This is a genomic window from Kitasatospora sp. NPDC059146, from assembly GCF_042786665.1.
Taxonomy (GTDB): domain Bacteria; phylum Actinomycetota; class Actinomycetes; order Streptomycetales; family Streptomycetaceae; genus Kitasatospora.
The window spans coordinates 1-15,579 of the sequence record NZ_JBHZCY010000177.1 but is presented as its reverse complement, the minus strand read 5'-3'; the positions used below and the strand labels follow the sequence as shown (position 1 = coordinate 15,579).

The window sequence follows — 15,579 nt, the reverse complement described above, 5'->3', positions numbered from 1 at the left end:
GGGCGTCACTGCCAGGCGCGGTTGACCGCGTCGCGGGCCTGGCCCAGGTACTGCTGGTAGGTGCCGAGGTTCCAGGCCGCCCAGGAGGCCCAGCCCCGGCCGGTGCCGTCGTTGTCGATCCGGTAGGCCTTGCGGGCCGACCAGCCCATGTCCTGCCAGTTCTCGGCGGTGACGATCTCCGGGTCGTGGTAGTGCACCTCGGGGTACCAGCGCTCGTTGATCTGCCAGGCCCCGAGGTCCTTGGTGCCCGGGTCGGGGTCGGTGGGCAGGTTGGTGTGGACGGCCAGGCGGTTGCAGCCGGACTCGGCCATGGCGATCGCGACGGCGTAGATCGCGTCGTCGTTGCGGCCCTCACCGGACCTGTCCTTCGCGAAGCCCGCCGCCTTCGCCTCCCGGGCGCAGGCGTCGATGCCGCTCTGGTCCCCGGAGGCGTGGGCGGTGAAGCCCGTCGAGCTGACGGTGAGCGCCAGGGCGACGGCCGAACCGGTCAGCAGTGCACGAGTTCTGCGGAGCACGAGTGTTCTCCCTTCGACGGCGGCCCGGGATCGGGCCGGGTACGAGGAAGGACGCTAGGCGGCACCGGTAGACAAGCGGTCAACGCGGAACGCCCGTACCGCAGGCCCCGTACGGCCGCCGCCCCGGCCACCCTGGCACCCCGTGGGCGCGCGGGAGCGGCCCGGATAGGGTGGAACGGCACGTCAGAGGGCCGGGAGCGGCCGGGAAGGGCCTGGGGCATGGGGAAGAAGAGCGAGCTGGACGACCTGCGGGCGCGGGTGGCCACGCTGGAGGCCGAGGTCGACCGGCTGCGGGGTGAGGCGGCGGCGGCCGGCCGGGCGCCGGCGGTGACCGCCGGGCAGCCCCAGTCGATGACCCGCATCGCGGACGCCGTCGGTGTGATGGTCTCCGGCGGCCGGGCGGAGCAGCCGACCCGGGTCCTCCAGGCACGGACCGGCAGCCCGGAGCGCAGGACCGTAGCGGCCCCGCAGGCCCCGGAGGCCCCGGAGGCCCCCGAGCCTGCGGAGACCCGGAGCCTCCCGGTCCCCGCGCACGGCCAGTTCCTGGAGAGCCTGCTGTCGGGTCGTTAGGACAGTCGGCGGCACTCAGATGCCGAGCAGGCCCGCCAGCCTCCCGTGCTCCTCCGGGGTGAGCGGGCGCACCTGGCAGGTGCAGCCGCGCAGGTCGGAGGAGCCCATCTCGGCGTTCGAACCGGCGTCGGTGGTGAGGAGGTTGACGTTGGAGAGGCGCCAGGAGTCCGGGCCGTCGAGCTCGGGGTACCACCAGGAGGCGGAGACGCAGACGCTGTCGTCGCGCAGCCGGTCGGTGACCTTGACCCGGAAGTAGGCCGCCCGGTCGTGCCGGGTGACGGCGGCCCAGGCGCCGTCGGCGAGGCCCCGGTCGGCGGCGGCGCGCGGGGACAGCTCGGCCCGGGGGTGGGGCTCCTTCTCGCGGAGCTGGCCGACCTGGCGGAACTCCGAGTTGAAGTAGAAGGTCGAGTGGCGCGAGGTGAGGATCAGCGGGTGGTCCTCGTCCGGCTGCTCGCGGTCGGTCCACCCGGGCAGCGGGTCGTAGCCCATCATCCGCAGGCCGGGGTGGTGGAAGGTGAACTTGCCGGAGCGCGTCCTGAACCCCTCCTGTTCGTACTTGCGGTAGCGCAGGCCGGTGGCCCGGTACTGCTGGGCCTGGAGGGCCTTCCAGTCCATGCCGATCGGCGCGAGCCGTGCGTCCAGGGCGTCCTGGGCGCTGTCCCAGAACCCCTCCAGGCCCAGCCGGTGGGCGAGTTCGTTGAGGATGGCCTCGTCGGGCCTGCTCTCGCCGAGGGGGTCGACGACCCGGTTGCGGCTGGCCACGTAGTTGGCGTGCTCGACGATCTGGTCCCGCTCCGTCCAACTGGGCACCGGCAGCACGATGTCCGCGTAGCGCACCGTCGGCGTCAGGAAGAGGTCGGCGGCCACGATGAAGGGGACGGCACGCAGGGCCGCCTCCACCTTCGCCGAGTCCGCGTAGCTGACCAGCAGGTTCGACCCGAAGATGAGCAGGCTGTTCACCGGGTACGGCTCGCCGGTGAGGCAGGCGTCGAAGACCGCCCCGGGGTGCGCCCAGCCGGACATGCCCAGGATGGAGTGCCCTGCGACGAGCCGGTCGCCGCCGGCGCCGTCCGGGAGCAGGTCGTAGCCGGGCATCGCGCGCCTGCCGATGATCCCCGGCGGTTCCCACAGCACGTCGCCGCCGGGGACGTCGACGTTGCCGCACAGTCCGGAGAGCTGGACGAGCAGCCGCGCGGTGCCGAAGGAGTCCCGGCTCTGCTGCGCCCCGGTGCCCAGTTCGATGCCCGCGCTCGCCGCGGTGCCGTACGCCGTCGCGGCCCGGCGGATGAGGTCCGCCGGGACACCGGTGATCCCGGCCGCCCGTTCCGGTGTCCACTCCCGGACGTGGGTGCGCAGTTCCTCGGCGCCGGTGGCGTACCGGGAGACGAACTCCCCTTCCTCCAGGCCCTGTTCGACGATCTCGTGGAGGAGTGCCAGGGCCAGGGCGGTGTCCGTGCCGGGCCGCAGCTGCAGGTGGAGTTCGGCGCGCCGGGCGACGGGGGTGCGGACCGGATCGACGACGATCAGTCTGGTCCCCCGGCTGACGGCGTCGAGCAGCCGGGTGCCGATGACGCCGTCCCCGTGCGTCGCGGGCTTGTTGCTCCCCCACAGCACGACGAGTTCCGGACCGCCCTCGTAGTCGACGAAGCTGAACGCGCCCATCGAGAGGATCCCGGCCATGACGCGCGGGTAGAAGCACACGTGGGCCGGCCCGATGACGTTCGGGGTGCCCAGCGCGTTCCCGAAGCGGAACAGCCACTCCTGGTAGTTGCGGTCGGTGCCCTGGGCGAGCACGATGCTGCGCGGCCCGGCGCCGGCGAGGTCGGCGCGGAGCCTGGCGGCGATGGTGTCGAGCGCCTCCTCCCAGTCGATCTCCTCGAACTCGCCGCTGCCCCGGCTGCCGACCCGCCGCAGCGGGCGGGTCAGCCGGTCGGGGTGGCGGGCGAGCGCGGGCGCCGCCCGGCCCTTCGCGCAGAGGAATCCGCGGTTGTTCGGATTCTCCGGGTCCCCGGCCACGGTGAACTCGTCACGGTTCCCGGGAATTAGCAGAACCCCGCACCCGCCGTGGCAGCTGCGGCAGATGGATCGGACGGCTTCGTTGGTCATTCGGTCGGCCCCCACGTCGAATTAGGGAGAAGCGACGGCGCCCGCTATCGCGAGATCTTGGAATTCACGATCTTGGAATGGTCGTGCACCCGTGGACCGCCGACGGTGTTTTCGACGGTGACCTGTCAAGTCGGGTCGGGCTGAATCAACGTCAACTGTACTGTCCGGAAGCCGACTTGGCAGTGGAGTTCACCGTCGTCGACCACCCTGCTTCCGGGCGTTATGCGGCTTTTCCACCGGATGTTCCACGGGCCGCACGCCCTTTTTGCCCACGTTTTCGAAGTCCTGCATGATCCTTAAAACAGGAATCTTGCGCCCCGTTCAAAGCTGGCCCTAGGATGCCGCCAGTCGGCACCATGCGAAGTCCTTTTTGGAGGGCGTCATGGCATCCTTATCCCCGAAGAATTCCCGGGTCGACTTCTTGCCGGGCGCCGTTCCCACGTCGGACAATCGGTCTGATTCGACTCTTCCCAAACGTTGGTACAACTTTCTCGGCGATCTTCCCGGACACCTGCCGGAAGTCCGCAACGAGGGCAATCCGAGCCCTGCCGAGATTGCCGCGAAGGTGCGCCCGAAGGCCATCCTGGAGCACGACCGGCCGGCCGCACCGTGGGTCCCGATCCCGCAGCCGGTGCAGGACTGGCTGCGGCACGTCGGCCGGCCCACCCCGCTGCACCGGGCCCGGCGCCTGGAGCAGCGGCTGGGCACCGGAGCGCGGATCTACCTCAAGCGCGAGGACGTACTGCCGACCGGCAGCTTCAAGCTCAACTCCGCCATCGCCCAGGCGTACTACGCCGCCGAGGAGGGGCGCCGGACCCTGGTCACCGAGACCGGGGCCGGCCAGTGGGGCATGAGCGTGGCGCTGGCGGCCGCCATGTTCGGCCTCGACGCGGAGGTCTTCATGGTGCGCTGCTCCCTGGAGCAGAAGCCCTACCGCCGGCACTACATGGAGCTCCTCGGCGCGAAGGTCCACCCCTCCCCCTCGCCGTTCACCCCGGTCGGACGCGAGCTGCTCGCCCGCGTCCCCGACCACCCGGGCAGCCTCGGCACCGCGATCAGCGACGCCATCCAGTACGCGCTCGGGAAGGAGTCGGCCGCCTACCTCTCCGGCAGCGGCACCCCGCACGTCTACCTGCACCAGACCCTGCTCGGGCTGGAGGTGCGGGCGCAGCTGGAGGAACTCGGCGAGGACCTCGGCGCCCCCGGACGGGGCGACCACCTGGTCGCCTGCGCGGGCGGCGGCAGCAACCTCTGCGGCCTGATCGGGCCGTACCTGCGGGCCCGTACGGACGGCGCCGACCTGAGCTTCCTCGCGGCGGAGTCCACCGCGGCGCCGCGGCTCACCGCCGGGGTCTACCGGTACGGCCGCTCCGACGTGGCCGGCTTCACGCCCGAGGTGATGGGCTACTCGATGGGGATGGACTACATCCCCCCGGCCGTCCACGCCGCGGGCCTGCGCAACCACCACAGCTCCGCGATCGTCAGCCTGCTGCGGCACGAGGGCGTCCTGGACGCCGTCGCCTTCGGCGACCCCGAGTCCTTCGCCGCCGGGAGGCTGCTGCTGCAGACCGAGGGCATCCTGCTGGCGCCCGAGTCCAACCACGCGCTCGCCGCCGCCCTCGGTGTGGTGGCCGAGGCCGACGCGCGGCGGCAGCGGCCGGTCGTGGTGGTGCTCGCCAGCGGCTCGGGCCTGCTGGACCTGCAGAGCTACCACGACGTCGGCCGGCCGGCGTAGCACCCGCACCGGGGCGGCGCACGGGCGCGCCCCGCACCACTGGAACTCGTTGCTAGGGGGGGCAATGCGGTTGGCACTACAGGCGCGGCCCGGCGTGCACTGCGAGACGACGACGCTGGGGGCCATGCTGCGCCACGCCGGCGCCGACGTCTCGGAGCCGATGCTGTTCGGGCTCGGGCAGGGCATCGACTTCCAGTACTGGGAACCGCCGGCACCCGGGCTCACACCGATGCTCACCGGGCGCACCGGCGCCGGGGAGCTGGCGCGGAACGCCTGCGCCGCCCTCGGCGTGGAGCTGCGGGAGTCGCAGGAGGCGGACCAGGCCGCCGCCGAGCAGCGGGCCGCCGAGCTGCTGCGCGCCGGGTCCGTGGTCGGCGTGACGGTGGACATCTACTACCTCGACTACTTCACCTCCAAGAGCCACTTCGCCGCCCACTGCATCGCGCTGTACGGCCTCGACGACACCACGGCCTATGTCATCGACACCGAACAGCAGGGCGGGGCGAGGGAGTTGAGCGTCGAGTCGCTCCGGCTGGCGCGCGGCTCGACGGAGGGGTTCATGCCCTCGCCGAACCGGCAGCTGCACCTCGGCCCGCTGCCGGAGCGGCTGACCGCCAACCCGGAGCCGCTGCTGCTCGACCGGGCGTGGGGCGCGATGCGCGCGGCCGCGCGGACGGTGCTCGACGACCGGGGGCCCCGGTTCGGGATCGCCGGGCTGCGCCGGGCGGCGGCGGAGATCCCCGGCTGGCGGGACGCGCTGGCGTCCGACGTCGAGCTGGTGCCGGCCACCGGGCGGTTCTGGCGCTACGCCGGGACCGGCGGCACCAACTTCCGGGGCCTCTACCTGGACTTCCTCCGCGAGGTGCGAAGCCGCTCCGGGGAAGTCCGGCTCGACCCGGTGATCGGGGCCTTCGAGCAGCTCCGGCAGGACTGGGACGAGGTGATCGAGCTGCTGCTCGGCTACGGCGACGCCGGCAACGGCGCGGCGGGCGGACCGGAGCAACGGCAGCAGCAGCTGAACACGGTCGGGGCCCGGCTGGCCGCGATCGCCGACGCCGAGCAGGCCGCCTTCGGCCGGCTGCTCGACGTCACCACCGACATCGCGGGCTGAACGGCCCCGGGGGATCGCAGAAAGCGGGTCGACCATGGCTGGTGCGCGGGGCAGGGCCGCCGATCGCGTCCACGAGACCGAGGACGGTCTGCAGGGCGACGAGATCGCGGTGAAGTACGACGAGATGCAGCGTCACATCCGGGACCACGGCTGGCTCCAGGAGAAGGTGGACGACGTCCTCGGGGCCGGCATCCGCTCCGGGTCGGTGCTCGAACTCGGTTGCGGCCCAGGATACTTGGGGCTGGAATGGATGAAACAAACGGAAAGTCCGGGTAAACTCACCGGGGTCGACATCTCCGAGGCGATGCTCCGGCGGGCGCGTGCCAACGCCGCCGGTTACGGCCTCGCGGAGCGCTGCACCTACGACTGCGCGGACGTCCTGACCCTGCCCTACCGGGACGACTCCTTCGACCACGTGTTCAGTTCCGCCTCCCTCCACGAGTGGGCGGACCCGGTCCGCGCGCTGTCCGAGCTCCACCGGGTGCTGCGGCCCGGCGGCCACTACTGCGTCACCGACCTGCGCCGGGACGTCGACCGCGTCACCTTCCAGTTCATGAAGGCCAACATCGCGGCGGACATGCGGCCCGGGTTCCGTTCGTCGATCAACTCCTCGTACGTCAGGAGCGAGGTCGAGCAGCTGCTCCGGCAGGCCGGCCTCGTGGCCGAGGTGAAGGAAGTGCTGTTGGGGCTGGTCATCACCGGCAGGAAGGAAGCGTCGTGAACGCACTCGCAGGGAGCACACCGAGACTCTCCACCACCTACGACGGACGCTTTCCCGGGCCCGCGGACTTCGACGCGGTCTGGGAGGCCGTCCTCGACGCCTCCGGCAGCTGGCAGGACGTCGACTGCGCCGAGCACCTGCGCGGCTGGTGCGGCCCCGGGACGGACCGCCTGGTCACCGGGCTGGCCGACGGACTCGCCCGGGTCAACCACATCGGGATCTACCTCGGCGACTACGAGCGCGACGACGCCGTCCTGGACTGGCACGCCCACCTGGTCGGACTCCGCGCGGCCGGGCGGATCGCCGAGGTCGAGACCGGCCCCTCGTACATCTCGCCGCGCCAGTACGGCACCCAGGGGTGGTGGAACTCCGTCGTGCTGCCCGACGGCCGCGCCATCGAGACCTTCGCCTGCAAGCACTACGGCAGCTGGCGGGAGCGCAGCACCGAGGAGCGCCGACTGCTGATGTCCCACCTCGCCGTCGAGGTCCGCGCCGAGGCCGACGTCCGGCGGACCCTCGACACCCTGGCGCGGGACGCGGCGCACCTCGAAGTGATCGCCTTCACCGAGGCCGACGAACTCGGCCACACCTACGGCCACCTGCGCAACAACGCCGACGGGACGGTGCTGGAGATCGTCCACCAGGCCCCACGCGAGGGGAGAACCGCCTGATGGGGACCACCGCTCCCGCCCCCTACTCGGGCGACCACTGCGAGTCGACGGCCCTGGTCAACATGCTCCGCACCAAGGGCATCGAGCTCAGCGAGCCGCTGGTCTTCGGCCTGGGGCAGGGCCTCTCCTTCCTCTACTGGCACTCGAAGCAGATGCCCGGTCCCTTCCTCGGCGGCCGGGTCAAGCCCGACCACCTGATCCGCAATGCCGTCCGGGCGCTGGGCCTGGAACTCCACGAGCAGGAGACAACCTCCCGGGAGCGCGCGGAGGCCGGCCTGCTGGCCGCCCTCGACGCGGGCGAGGTGGTGGGGTTGAAGCTCGACCGCTTCCACCTCGACTACGCCGAGGAGAGCCACCACTTCGCCGCGCACTACGTGACCTGCGTCGGCTACGACGGGGACGCCTTCCTGCTCGCGGAGACGGCGCCGCTCGGCGTCCGGCGCACCTCCCGGCAGAGCCTGCGCGAGGCCCGCGCCGCCAAGGGGCCGATGAGCTCCCGCAACCTGGCCTTCCGCCTCGGCGCGGGCGACTTCGACCCGGCCGGGCTGCCGGAGGGCTGCCGCGGCGCGGTCCTGGCCACAGCCCGGGACTTCCTCGCCCCGCCGATCACCAACCTCGGCTTCAAGGGGATCGCCAAGACCGGCTCGCTGATGCGCAGGTGGTCCGAGCAGCTGGACGACCCGGTCGCGGCGGTGCGCCGGATCGGCGTCAGCATGGAGGACGGCGGCACCGGCGGCGGCTTCTTCCGGGCGCTCTGGGCCCGCTTCCTGGACGAGGCGCACGGCCTGACCGGCATCGAGGCCTACCGCCTCGCCGCGGCCGACTACCGCCGGACGGCCGACCGCTGGACGGAGGTCGCCACCCTGCTGCGGAAGGCCGACGAGGCCTCCCTGCGGGGCTCGCTGGAGGAGGCGGCCGCGATCGTCGGCGAACTCGCCGGGCAGGAGCGCGCGGCCATGACCGCCCTGGAGGAGGCGTCCCGATGACGACCGCCACCACCACCGCCGGGCACGCGTCGACGGGCCGGCTGCGCGACCGGGTCGCCGCCCGCATCGCCATCGCCCGGCGGGTCGCCGAGGTGAGCGCACTCGACCGGCCGGGGCTCGACGACTGGGCCCGGCAGGCCCTCGCCCGCGCCGTGCGGCACGCGTGCGCCAACTCGCCCTTCTACGCCGCCCACGTGCCCGGGGAGGTCGCCGAGGCCGCCGCGGCGGGCCGGCCCGGGGCGTTCCGGCGCCTGCCCTTCACCACCCGCGAGCACCTCAAGGCCGGGTACCCGCTCGGGCTGCTGGCGGTACCGAAGCGGGAGGTCATCCGCTTCGACGAGAGCTCCGGGACCGGCGACGGCCGCTCGATCGGCGCGTTCTTCACCGTCGAGGACTGGCTGGAGAACAACCTGACCGTCGCGGGCCTGCTCGCCGCGGTGGTCGACGCACGGGACGTGGTGGCCGTCGCCGTCCCGTACGAGCTGGCCGGCGTCGGCCAGGACCTGGACCGGGCGTTCGAGATCCTGGGCTGCACGATCGTCCCGCTCGGCGCGGCCTCCCCCGGCTGCCCGCCCGAACGGATGGTCCGGGCGCTGCGCAACGCGGGCGCCACCACCCTGGTGTGCTCCGGGACGAGGGCGCTGTTCCTGGGCGAGACCGCCCGGCGGGCCGGCCTCGACCCCCGCCGGGACCTCGCCGTCACCCGGATCCTGATGGCGGGCGAGGGGTCGTCCCCGGCCAAGAAGCAGCGGCTGCACGACCTCTGGGGCGCGACCGCCTACTCGATGTTCGGCATGACCGAGACCAACACCCTGGCGATGTTCTGCGCGCTCGGCGACCTGCACCTGGTGGAGACCCGGAGCTACTTCGAGGTCGTCGACCCGGCGTCGGGCGCACCGCTGCCGGACGGCTCCGTCGGCGAGCTCGCGGTGACCACCCTGGCGAGCCGGGCCATGCCGCTGCTGCGCTACCGGACCGGCGACACCTGCCTGATCGAGGCGGCGCCCTGCGCCTGCGGCTCCCCGCTGCGGCGGCTGCGGCACCGGGGCCGGATGGGCGACCGGATCCGGGTCGGCACCCGCTGGACCTCCCAGCTGGAGGTCGAGGACATCGTCCTCGGGGCGATGACCGCCGCCCCCTACTACTTCGCCTTCGACGTCGACGGCGACGCACTGGAGATCGCCCTGCCGCCGTCCTCCGGCGACGACGCCACCCGCGCCCTGATCGCCGACCGCGCCCGGGAGCGGCTGGGCGCCCCGACCCGCTTCCGCGCCCTGGACGTCGCCCGCTTCGAGCAGGCGCTGCGGACCTCGGCGAAGCCGACCATGCGGAACTTCACCGCGCCGCACGGCCGGCCCGGGGGCGAGGGGGGCGGCGGGACGTGACCGAGCTGCCGCTGCCGACCGGGCTGCCGCTGGACGGGAGGTTCACCATCGACGAGACCTGCATCGACTGCCGGCTCTGCCAGGACCTCGCGCCCGAGAACTTCGAGGGCGACCTCGACAACGACGTGCACTACGTCAGCAAACAGCCGGAGACGGACCGCGAACTCGACTGCGTGCTGGACGCCGTGGACTCCTGTCCGACCGACTCCATTCGATACGTGGCGACGACCACCGGGGGATGATGTGAATGTCAAGGCCGGATCCGCAGGGCTCCCCCGTGGCAGAGGCTGAACCCGCCAGGGGCGGTCCGAGGACGACCGCGCTCGGCCCGGTGGCCGAGAGCTACGACCAGCTCCACCGCATCGACCTGCTGGCCCGGGCCAGGGCCGGCGGCGGGGTGGCGCCCGCCTCGTACGAGTCGCTGGTGCGCGCCGTCTTCCAGGCCGCCGAGGTGTCCCTGCGCAACCTGAGCCGGCTCGCCGAGCGCACCCGGGCCGGCACGCTGGCGGGCGAGCTCGGCGACACCGCGCGGTTCAGCCGCTGGAGCATCGGCTTCCACCGGCTGCTGCGCCATCTCGGCACCGCGCTGTTCGACGCCCGCAGCGTCTTCGGGCAGGGCGACCTCGCCGGGACCTCCGAGATCGGCCTCGCCGAGTCCGCCGGGTACCGGGCGTACGTCGAGGCGGTGCGGGGCCTGGAGCAGGCCGTACGGACGGCCCTGCTGGAGCGCGACCAGAAGGCGGTCCGCTCGACCATCGCCACCAGGAGCATCGACGACCCGCTGTACTCCTTCCTGCACGACCTGCGCACCGGCAGCCACGACGCGACGAAGTGGGAGAGCGACCTCTCCGGCGTGCGGGTGCGCAAGCCCGTCGGGCAGACCCTGGACGAGTTCACCCGGGCCGCCCTGCTCGCCGAGGCCGTGGCCGCCACCGAACTCCACGGCGCCACCCTGCACGGCGAGTTCGTCGCCCTCCACCAGATCCCGGAGCTGCTCTGCGCCGAGGCCAACGACCACCTGGAGGCCGCCGTCCGGGCGCTGCGCGCCGCCGACCTGAGCCGCGCCGTGGAGCACCTCGCGGCCTGCCGGGCGCTGCTGGTGCCGGTCGTCGAGGCGCAGCGGGTGATGGCCGAACTGCTGGCCACCGGCGAGTACCACGGCTTCCGGGAGAACCTCGGTCCGGCCAGCGGCACCCACTCGCTGGCGATCAAGCAGCACATGTTCCGGGACCTCTTCAAGTGCTTCTGGGGGGACCTGGAGAGCTGGCTGCTCTCCTTCCACCAGGGCTCGCTGAGCGACGCCGTCCGGTCGGTCGACGAGGGGCGGCACAAGGATCCGGAGCTGTGGCTGCGGCACTCCGTGATCGACCACGCCTTCCGGCTGCACTTCGTCCACCAGCAGTGGCGGCACGAGCACCTGCACATGCCGCGGAACTGCCTGGGCAGCGGCGGCACCAAGTCGATGATCGGGATCCCGGACGGGCCGCAGGCGGTCTACAAGATGCGGGACGCGGCGAACGCCCAGCGGTCGCTGGTGGCGATCCACGCGGCGCGCGGCGTGCGGCTGTCGAACTCCGTCCCGGACTCCCCGCTCAACCGGCTGGTGGCCGGCCCGGCCTCGGTCGACGCCGAGCTGATGCGACTGGTGGGCGAGGCCACCCGGGAGTACTTCCCGGACGTCCAGGAGCAGAGCTACAAGCCGTTCCATTCCGGCGCGGCCGAGCGCAAGCCGTAGGAGAGAGGGCAGTGACGACTACTCAGTCCGCGGCAGCCGACGGGGCCGCGTCCACCCCAGGGGTCGAGCTCCTGCCCGGGTCCCCCGGCGGGGCCTGGCGGGGGCAGGACTTCATCCGCAGCATCGACGACGGTCGCGAGGTCTGGTCCGACGGCCGGCGGGTCGACGTGGTCGGGGATCCGAGGTTCCGGCCGATGCTGGACTCGCTCGCCGCGCTGTACGACCTCCAGCACGCGCCGGAGCACTCCGCGGAGATGCTCTGGCGGTCGGACCTCTCGGGGCGGCCGGTCAGCCTGTCCTACCTGGCGCCGCGGACCCGGGAGGAGCTCGACCGGAAGTGGCGCAACTCGCGCCGGTGGGCCGAGGCCTCCCACGGGCAGTTGTCCCGGCTGCCGGACTTCATGGCGAACGTGGTGGTGGGCCTCTACCACTTCCGTTCCCAACTCGCCCAGGTGGATCCGGAGTTCGGCCGTAATGCCGAGCGCTACTACCACTGGTGCCGGGAGAACGACATCGCGCTCACCCACGGCCTGGGGGACCCGCAGATCGACCGCTCGTCGACCCCGAGGGAGCGCCCGGAGATCGGGCTGCGGGTGGTCAAGCGCGACGCGGACGGCATCGTGGTGCGCGGCGCCAAGCAGATCGCCACCCTGGCCCCGTACGCCCACGAGGTACTGATCTACCTCTCCCCCGCCAACTACCTGCGTGAGGACCCGAGTTACGTCTGCTGGTTCGGCATCCCGCTGGCCACCCCGGGGCTGCGGATCCTGTGCCGCAGGTCGTACGCCGAGGGCTCCGGCGGCCTCGCCGCCCGGCTGGACGAGCAGGACGCCATGCTGGTGTTCGACGACGTGTTCGTCCCCCGGTCGCGGGTGTTCCTGCTGGACGACGCCGGTGTGGCGGCCCGCGGGTTCCACGAGCTCAACCGGTGGTCGCTCTACACCGGCCAACTGCGGTTCCACCAGCGGCTGCGGACCCTGCTCGGCACCGCCTCGCTGCTGGCGCGCTCGATCGGCGTCGACCGCTTCCGCGAAGTGGGCGCCATGCTGGGCGAGTTGACCTCCTACGTCGAGCTGGTGCGACTGGGACTGGCCGCCGTGGACGCCGAGAGCGCGGTCACCTCCTCCGGCCTGCTCGCCCCCGGCTCCACGGCCGCGCTCGACGCGGTCGCGGGGGACTTCTCCACCCGGGCGTCGGCGATCGTGCGGCAGATCGGCGCCTCGGGACTGATCATGCAGCCCTTCGAGGGCGATCTGGCGGCCCCCGAACTGCGCGGCGCGCTGGACGCGTACATGGGCGGGCGGGACATCGGCCCGGACGAGAAGTCCCGGATCTTCCGGCTCGCCGCCGACCTGGTCATCGACCGCTTCGGCACCCGCCAGGAGCTCTACGAGTCCTGGAACCGCGGCGACCCGGCCCGGGTCCGCGCGGTGCTCCACTCCACCTACCCGGACCTCGCGGCCTGCGAGGGCCAGGTCCGCGACCTGATCGAACGGGGGCGGCAGTGAGTCCTGACAGCATCGTCCTTGAGGGCGTCACGACCCACAACCTCAAGTCGGTCGACGTCCGCCTCCCCAAGGGGAAGCTCATCGTCGCCGCCGGCGTCTCGGGGTCGGGCAAGTCCTCGCTCATCATGGACACCCTCTTCGAGCACTCGAAGTCGCTCTACCTGGGCGCCCTGTCGAGCAAGTCCCTGGACCTGGGGGACGGTGACTACCAGTTCGACCGGATCGCCGGGACCCAGCCGCCGGTGGCGCTGCGCCAGCGCGACGGCGGCCACTCCAACCCGCGCTCGACGGTCGGGACGCTGACCGGCCTGGACGGGCTGTACCGGCTGCTGTTCGGCGCCGGCTCCAGGCCCGTCTGCCCGGTCTGCTTCGGCCCGACCGGCCCGGACCTGCGCTGCGGGACCTGCGGCTGCTTCGCCGAACCGCACTCCGCGAAGCACTTCAGCGCCAACCGGCGCGAGGGCAAGTGCCTGCGCTGCGACGGGGTGGGCGAGCTGATCGGGTTCTCGCTGGAGCGGATCGTCCCCGACCCCTCGAAGACGCTCACCGAGATCTGGGACGGCGCCGACCCGGGGACCTTCGCGATCCCCAATGTGCGCAAGGCCTTCGAGACGATGGCCGCGGACATCGGCCTGGACCTCGACACGCCCTTCGCCGAGCTCAAGCCGGAGCAGGTCGAGCGGGTGCTGCACGGCTCGGACACCGTCTACACCATCAAGATCCGCAAGGTCACCAACGACGTCCGCTTCGAGGGCATCCTCGGCTTCGCCGAGCGCGCCTACAAGAACGCCTCGACCGCGGCCCGGCGGGGCGCCTTCTCCAACTACCTGGCGAAGGAGACCTGTCCCGACTGCGGCGGCGGGCGACTGCGGCCCGAGTCGCTCCGGGCGACCGTGGCCGGCCACACCTTCCACGCCTTCCAGAGCGACGAACTCGGCGACTCCGTCGTCCGGTTGCGCGAGGCGCTGGCCTCCGGCGCCCTGCCGCCGCAGGTCCGCGAACTCGCCGCGTCGATCATCCGGCAGAGCGAGAACATCGAGGAGGTCGGCCTGGGCCACCTCCAGCTGCGGCGGCCGGTGCCCACCCTCTCCGGCGGCGAGCTCCAGCGGCTGCTGCTCGCCCAGCACCTCGCCAGCGACCTCACCGGCGTCATGTACGTCCTGGACGAGCCGACCGCCGGACTGCACGAGAGCGAGACCGGCCGGATCATCGCCTCGCTGCGCCGGCTGCGGGACCTCGGGAACACCGTCATCGTCATCGAGCACGACGAATCGGTGATCCGGGCCGCGGACTGGATCGTGGAGCTCGGCCCGGGCGCCGGTTCCCGGGGCGGGCAGGTCGTGGTCGAGGGCCCCTTCGCGGAGGTGCTCCGCACCGAGGGCTCGCCGACGGCCGCCGCGCTGCTGGAGGACCCGCCCACCCGGCGCCGGGTCGACACCGCCGGCACCCCGTGGCTGGAGGTCCGCGACATCTCCCGCAACAACGTCCGCAACCAGGCCGTCCGACTGCCGCTCACCGCGCTGACCTGCGTCTCCGGGGTGTCCGGGGCCGGGAAGAGCTCGCTGGTGGCGGGCCTGCACGACAGCGTCGCCCGGGCCGTCGCCCGGGGCGCGGACGGCGCCGTGGTCACCGGGGCCGGCGCCCTGACCGACGTCATCCACGTCGAGCAGCGGGCCATCGGACGCTCCAGCCGGAGCACCCTCGCCACCTACATCGGCATCGGCGACCACCTCCGGGACGCCTTCGCCGCCAGCCCGGACGCGGTCGAACTCGGCCTCGGGCGGGCGGAGTTCAGCACCAACGTGGCCGGCGGCCGGTGCGAGGCCTGCAAGGGCCTGGGGCTCGCCGAGATCGACCTGACCCTCTTCAAGAGCGAGTCCGTGGTCTGCCCCGAGTGCGACGGCCGGAAGTTCCAGGAGCACGTCCTCGCCGTCCGGCTCAACGGCGCCACCATCCACGACGTCCTCGCCATGACCGTCGAGGACGCCGTCGGCTGGTTCGACCCCCAGGCCCACGCCAAGATCGTCCGGGCCCTCACCGTCCTCGCCGAGTTCGGGCTCGGCTACCTCCAGCTGGGGTGCTCGACGACCGTGCTCTCCGGCGGCGAGGCCCAGCGGCTGAACCTCGCCGGCGAGCTGCTCAAGCAGCGCCGCAGCGGCACCCTCTTCATCTTCGACGAACCGACCCGCGGCCTGCACCCCGCGGACATCCGGCACCTGCTGGCCCTGTTCGACCGGCTCATCTCCACCGGCAACACCGTCATCGCGATCGAGCACAACCTGCGCGTCCTGGCGATCTCCGACTGGGTGGTCGACCTCGGACCGGGCTCCGGCGCCGAGGGCGGGCAGGTCATCCACTGCGGGCCCCCGGAGGCGCTCGCCGAACACCCGGACAGCGTCACCGGCCGCCACCTGCGCGGGCGTTCCGAGCCGACCGCGCCCGTCCCGGTGGAGCCCGGCGGCCCCCGGGACCTCGCCGGCCTCGCCGAGCTGCTGCCGCGGTCCGTCGCGGTGGTCGCCGGCACCCGCCACCACCC

The 15,579-nt window shown here is 72.7% G+C and carries 13 protein-coding genes; 11 read left to right on the top strand and 2 right to left on the bottom strand.

All coding sequences use genetic code 11. The features are described 5' to 3' along the window. Positions 1-5: 5 nt before the first annotated feature. Positions 6-515, bottom strand: a complete 510-nt coding sequence (locus ACFXPX_RS40585) for a hypothetical protein (protein WP_380593574.1) — start codon at positions 513-515, stop codon at positions 6-8. Positions 516-734: 219 nt separating this feature from the next. Between ACFXPX_RS40585 and ACFXPX_RS40580 the strand changes: the two genes are divergently transcribed. Continuing rightward, positions 735-1,085, top strand: coding sequence for a hypothetical protein (locus ACFXPX_RS40580; protein ID WP_380644857.1), 351 nt, complete (start codon positions 735-737; stop codon positions 1,083-1,085). Positions 1,086-1,100: 15 nt separating this feature from the next. Here ACFXPX_RS40580 and ACFXPX_RS40575 read toward each other — a convergent pair whose 3' ends face one another. After that, complete coding sequence (locus tag ACFXPX_RS40575) at positions 1,101-3,191, bottom strand: molybdopterin-dependent oxidoreductase (protein ID WP_380593576.1); 2,091 nt, start codon at positions 3,189-3,191, stop codon at positions 1,101-1,103. Between the two features lie 421 nt (positions 3,192-3,612). Here ACFXPX_RS40575 and ACFXPX_RS40570 point away from each other — a divergent pair, with 421 nt between their 5' ends. From ACFXPX_RS40570 to ACFXPX_RS40525, 10 genes are all read left to right on the top strand, one after another. Further along, the gene (locus tag ACFXPX_RS40570; RefSeq protein ID WP_380523381.1) at positions 3,613-4,926 is read left to right on the top strand and encodes a TrpB-like pyridoxal phosphate-dependent enzyme; all 1,314 of its coding nucleotides are present in this window, start codon (positions 3,613-3,615) and stop codon (positions 4,924-4,926) included. A 64-nt stretch (positions 4,927-4,990) separates the two neighbouring features. Beyond that, positions 4,991-6,037, top strand: coding sequence for a BtrH N-terminal domain-containing protein (locus ACFXPX_RS40565; RefSeq protein ID WP_380523314.1), 1,047 nt, complete (start codon positions 4,991-4,993; stop codon positions 6,035-6,037). Positions 6,038-6,071: 34 nt separating this feature from the next. After that, positions 6,072-6,758 (top strand): class I SAM-dependent methyltransferase, encoded by a 687-nt coding sequence (locus ACFXPX_RS40560; RefSeq protein ID WP_380523315.1) that lies wholly within the window; start codon positions 6,072-6,074, stop codon positions 6,756-6,758. After that, on the top strand, positions 6,755-7,429 hold the full coding sequence (locus tag ACFXPX_RS40555; protein WP_380523316.1) for a hypothetical protein: 675 nt from the start codon (positions 6,755-6,757) through the stop codon (positions 7,427-7,429). Before ACFXPX_RS40560 ends, ACFXPX_RS40555 begins: the two co-directional genes overlap by 4 nt. Next, positions 7,429-8,415: a BtrH N-terminal domain-containing protein gene (locus tag ACFXPX_RS40550; protein ID WP_380523317.1), complete on the top strand. Its 987-nt coding sequence runs from the start codon at positions 7,429-7,431 to the stop codon at positions 8,413-8,415. The genes ACFXPX_RS40555 and ACFXPX_RS40550 overlap by 1 nt, the downstream gene beginning before the upstream one ends. Next, on the top strand, positions 8,412-9,800 hold the full coding sequence (locus tag ACFXPX_RS40545) for a phenylacetate--CoA ligase family protein (RefSeq protein ID WP_380523318.1): 1,389 nt from the start codon (positions 8,412-8,414) through the stop codon (positions 9,798-9,800). The genes ACFXPX_RS40550 and ACFXPX_RS40545 overlap by 4 nt, the downstream gene beginning before the upstream one ends. Continuing rightward, positions 9,797-10,042: a ferredoxin gene (locus tag ACFXPX_RS40540; protein WP_380398479.1), complete on the top strand. Its 246-nt coding sequence runs from the start codon at positions 9,797-9,799 to the stop codon at positions 10,040-10,042. Before ACFXPX_RS40545 ends, ACFXPX_RS40540 begins: the two co-directional genes overlap by 4 nt. Positions 10,043-10,077: 35 nt before the next feature. Then, a complete protein-coding gene (locus ACFXPX_RS40535) occupies positions 10,078-11,535 on the top strand; it encodes a hypothetical protein (RefSeq protein ID WP_380593578.1) in 1,458 nt (485 codons plus the stop codon). 11 nt (positions 11,536-11,546) lie between these two features. Then, a complete protein-coding gene (locus ACFXPX_RS40530) occupies positions 11,547-13,043 on the top strand; it encodes a 4-hydroxyphenylacetate 3-hydroxylase N-terminal domain-containing protein (protein WP_380644856.1) in 1,497 nt (498 codons plus the stop codon). Continuing rightward, a partial coding sequence (locus ACFXPX_RS40525) for an excinuclease ABC subunit UvrA (protein WP_380644855.1) occupies positions 13,040-15,579 on the top strand: 2,540 nt, incomplete at its 3' end. The genes ACFXPX_RS40530 and ACFXPX_RS40525, both read left to right, overlap by 4 nt.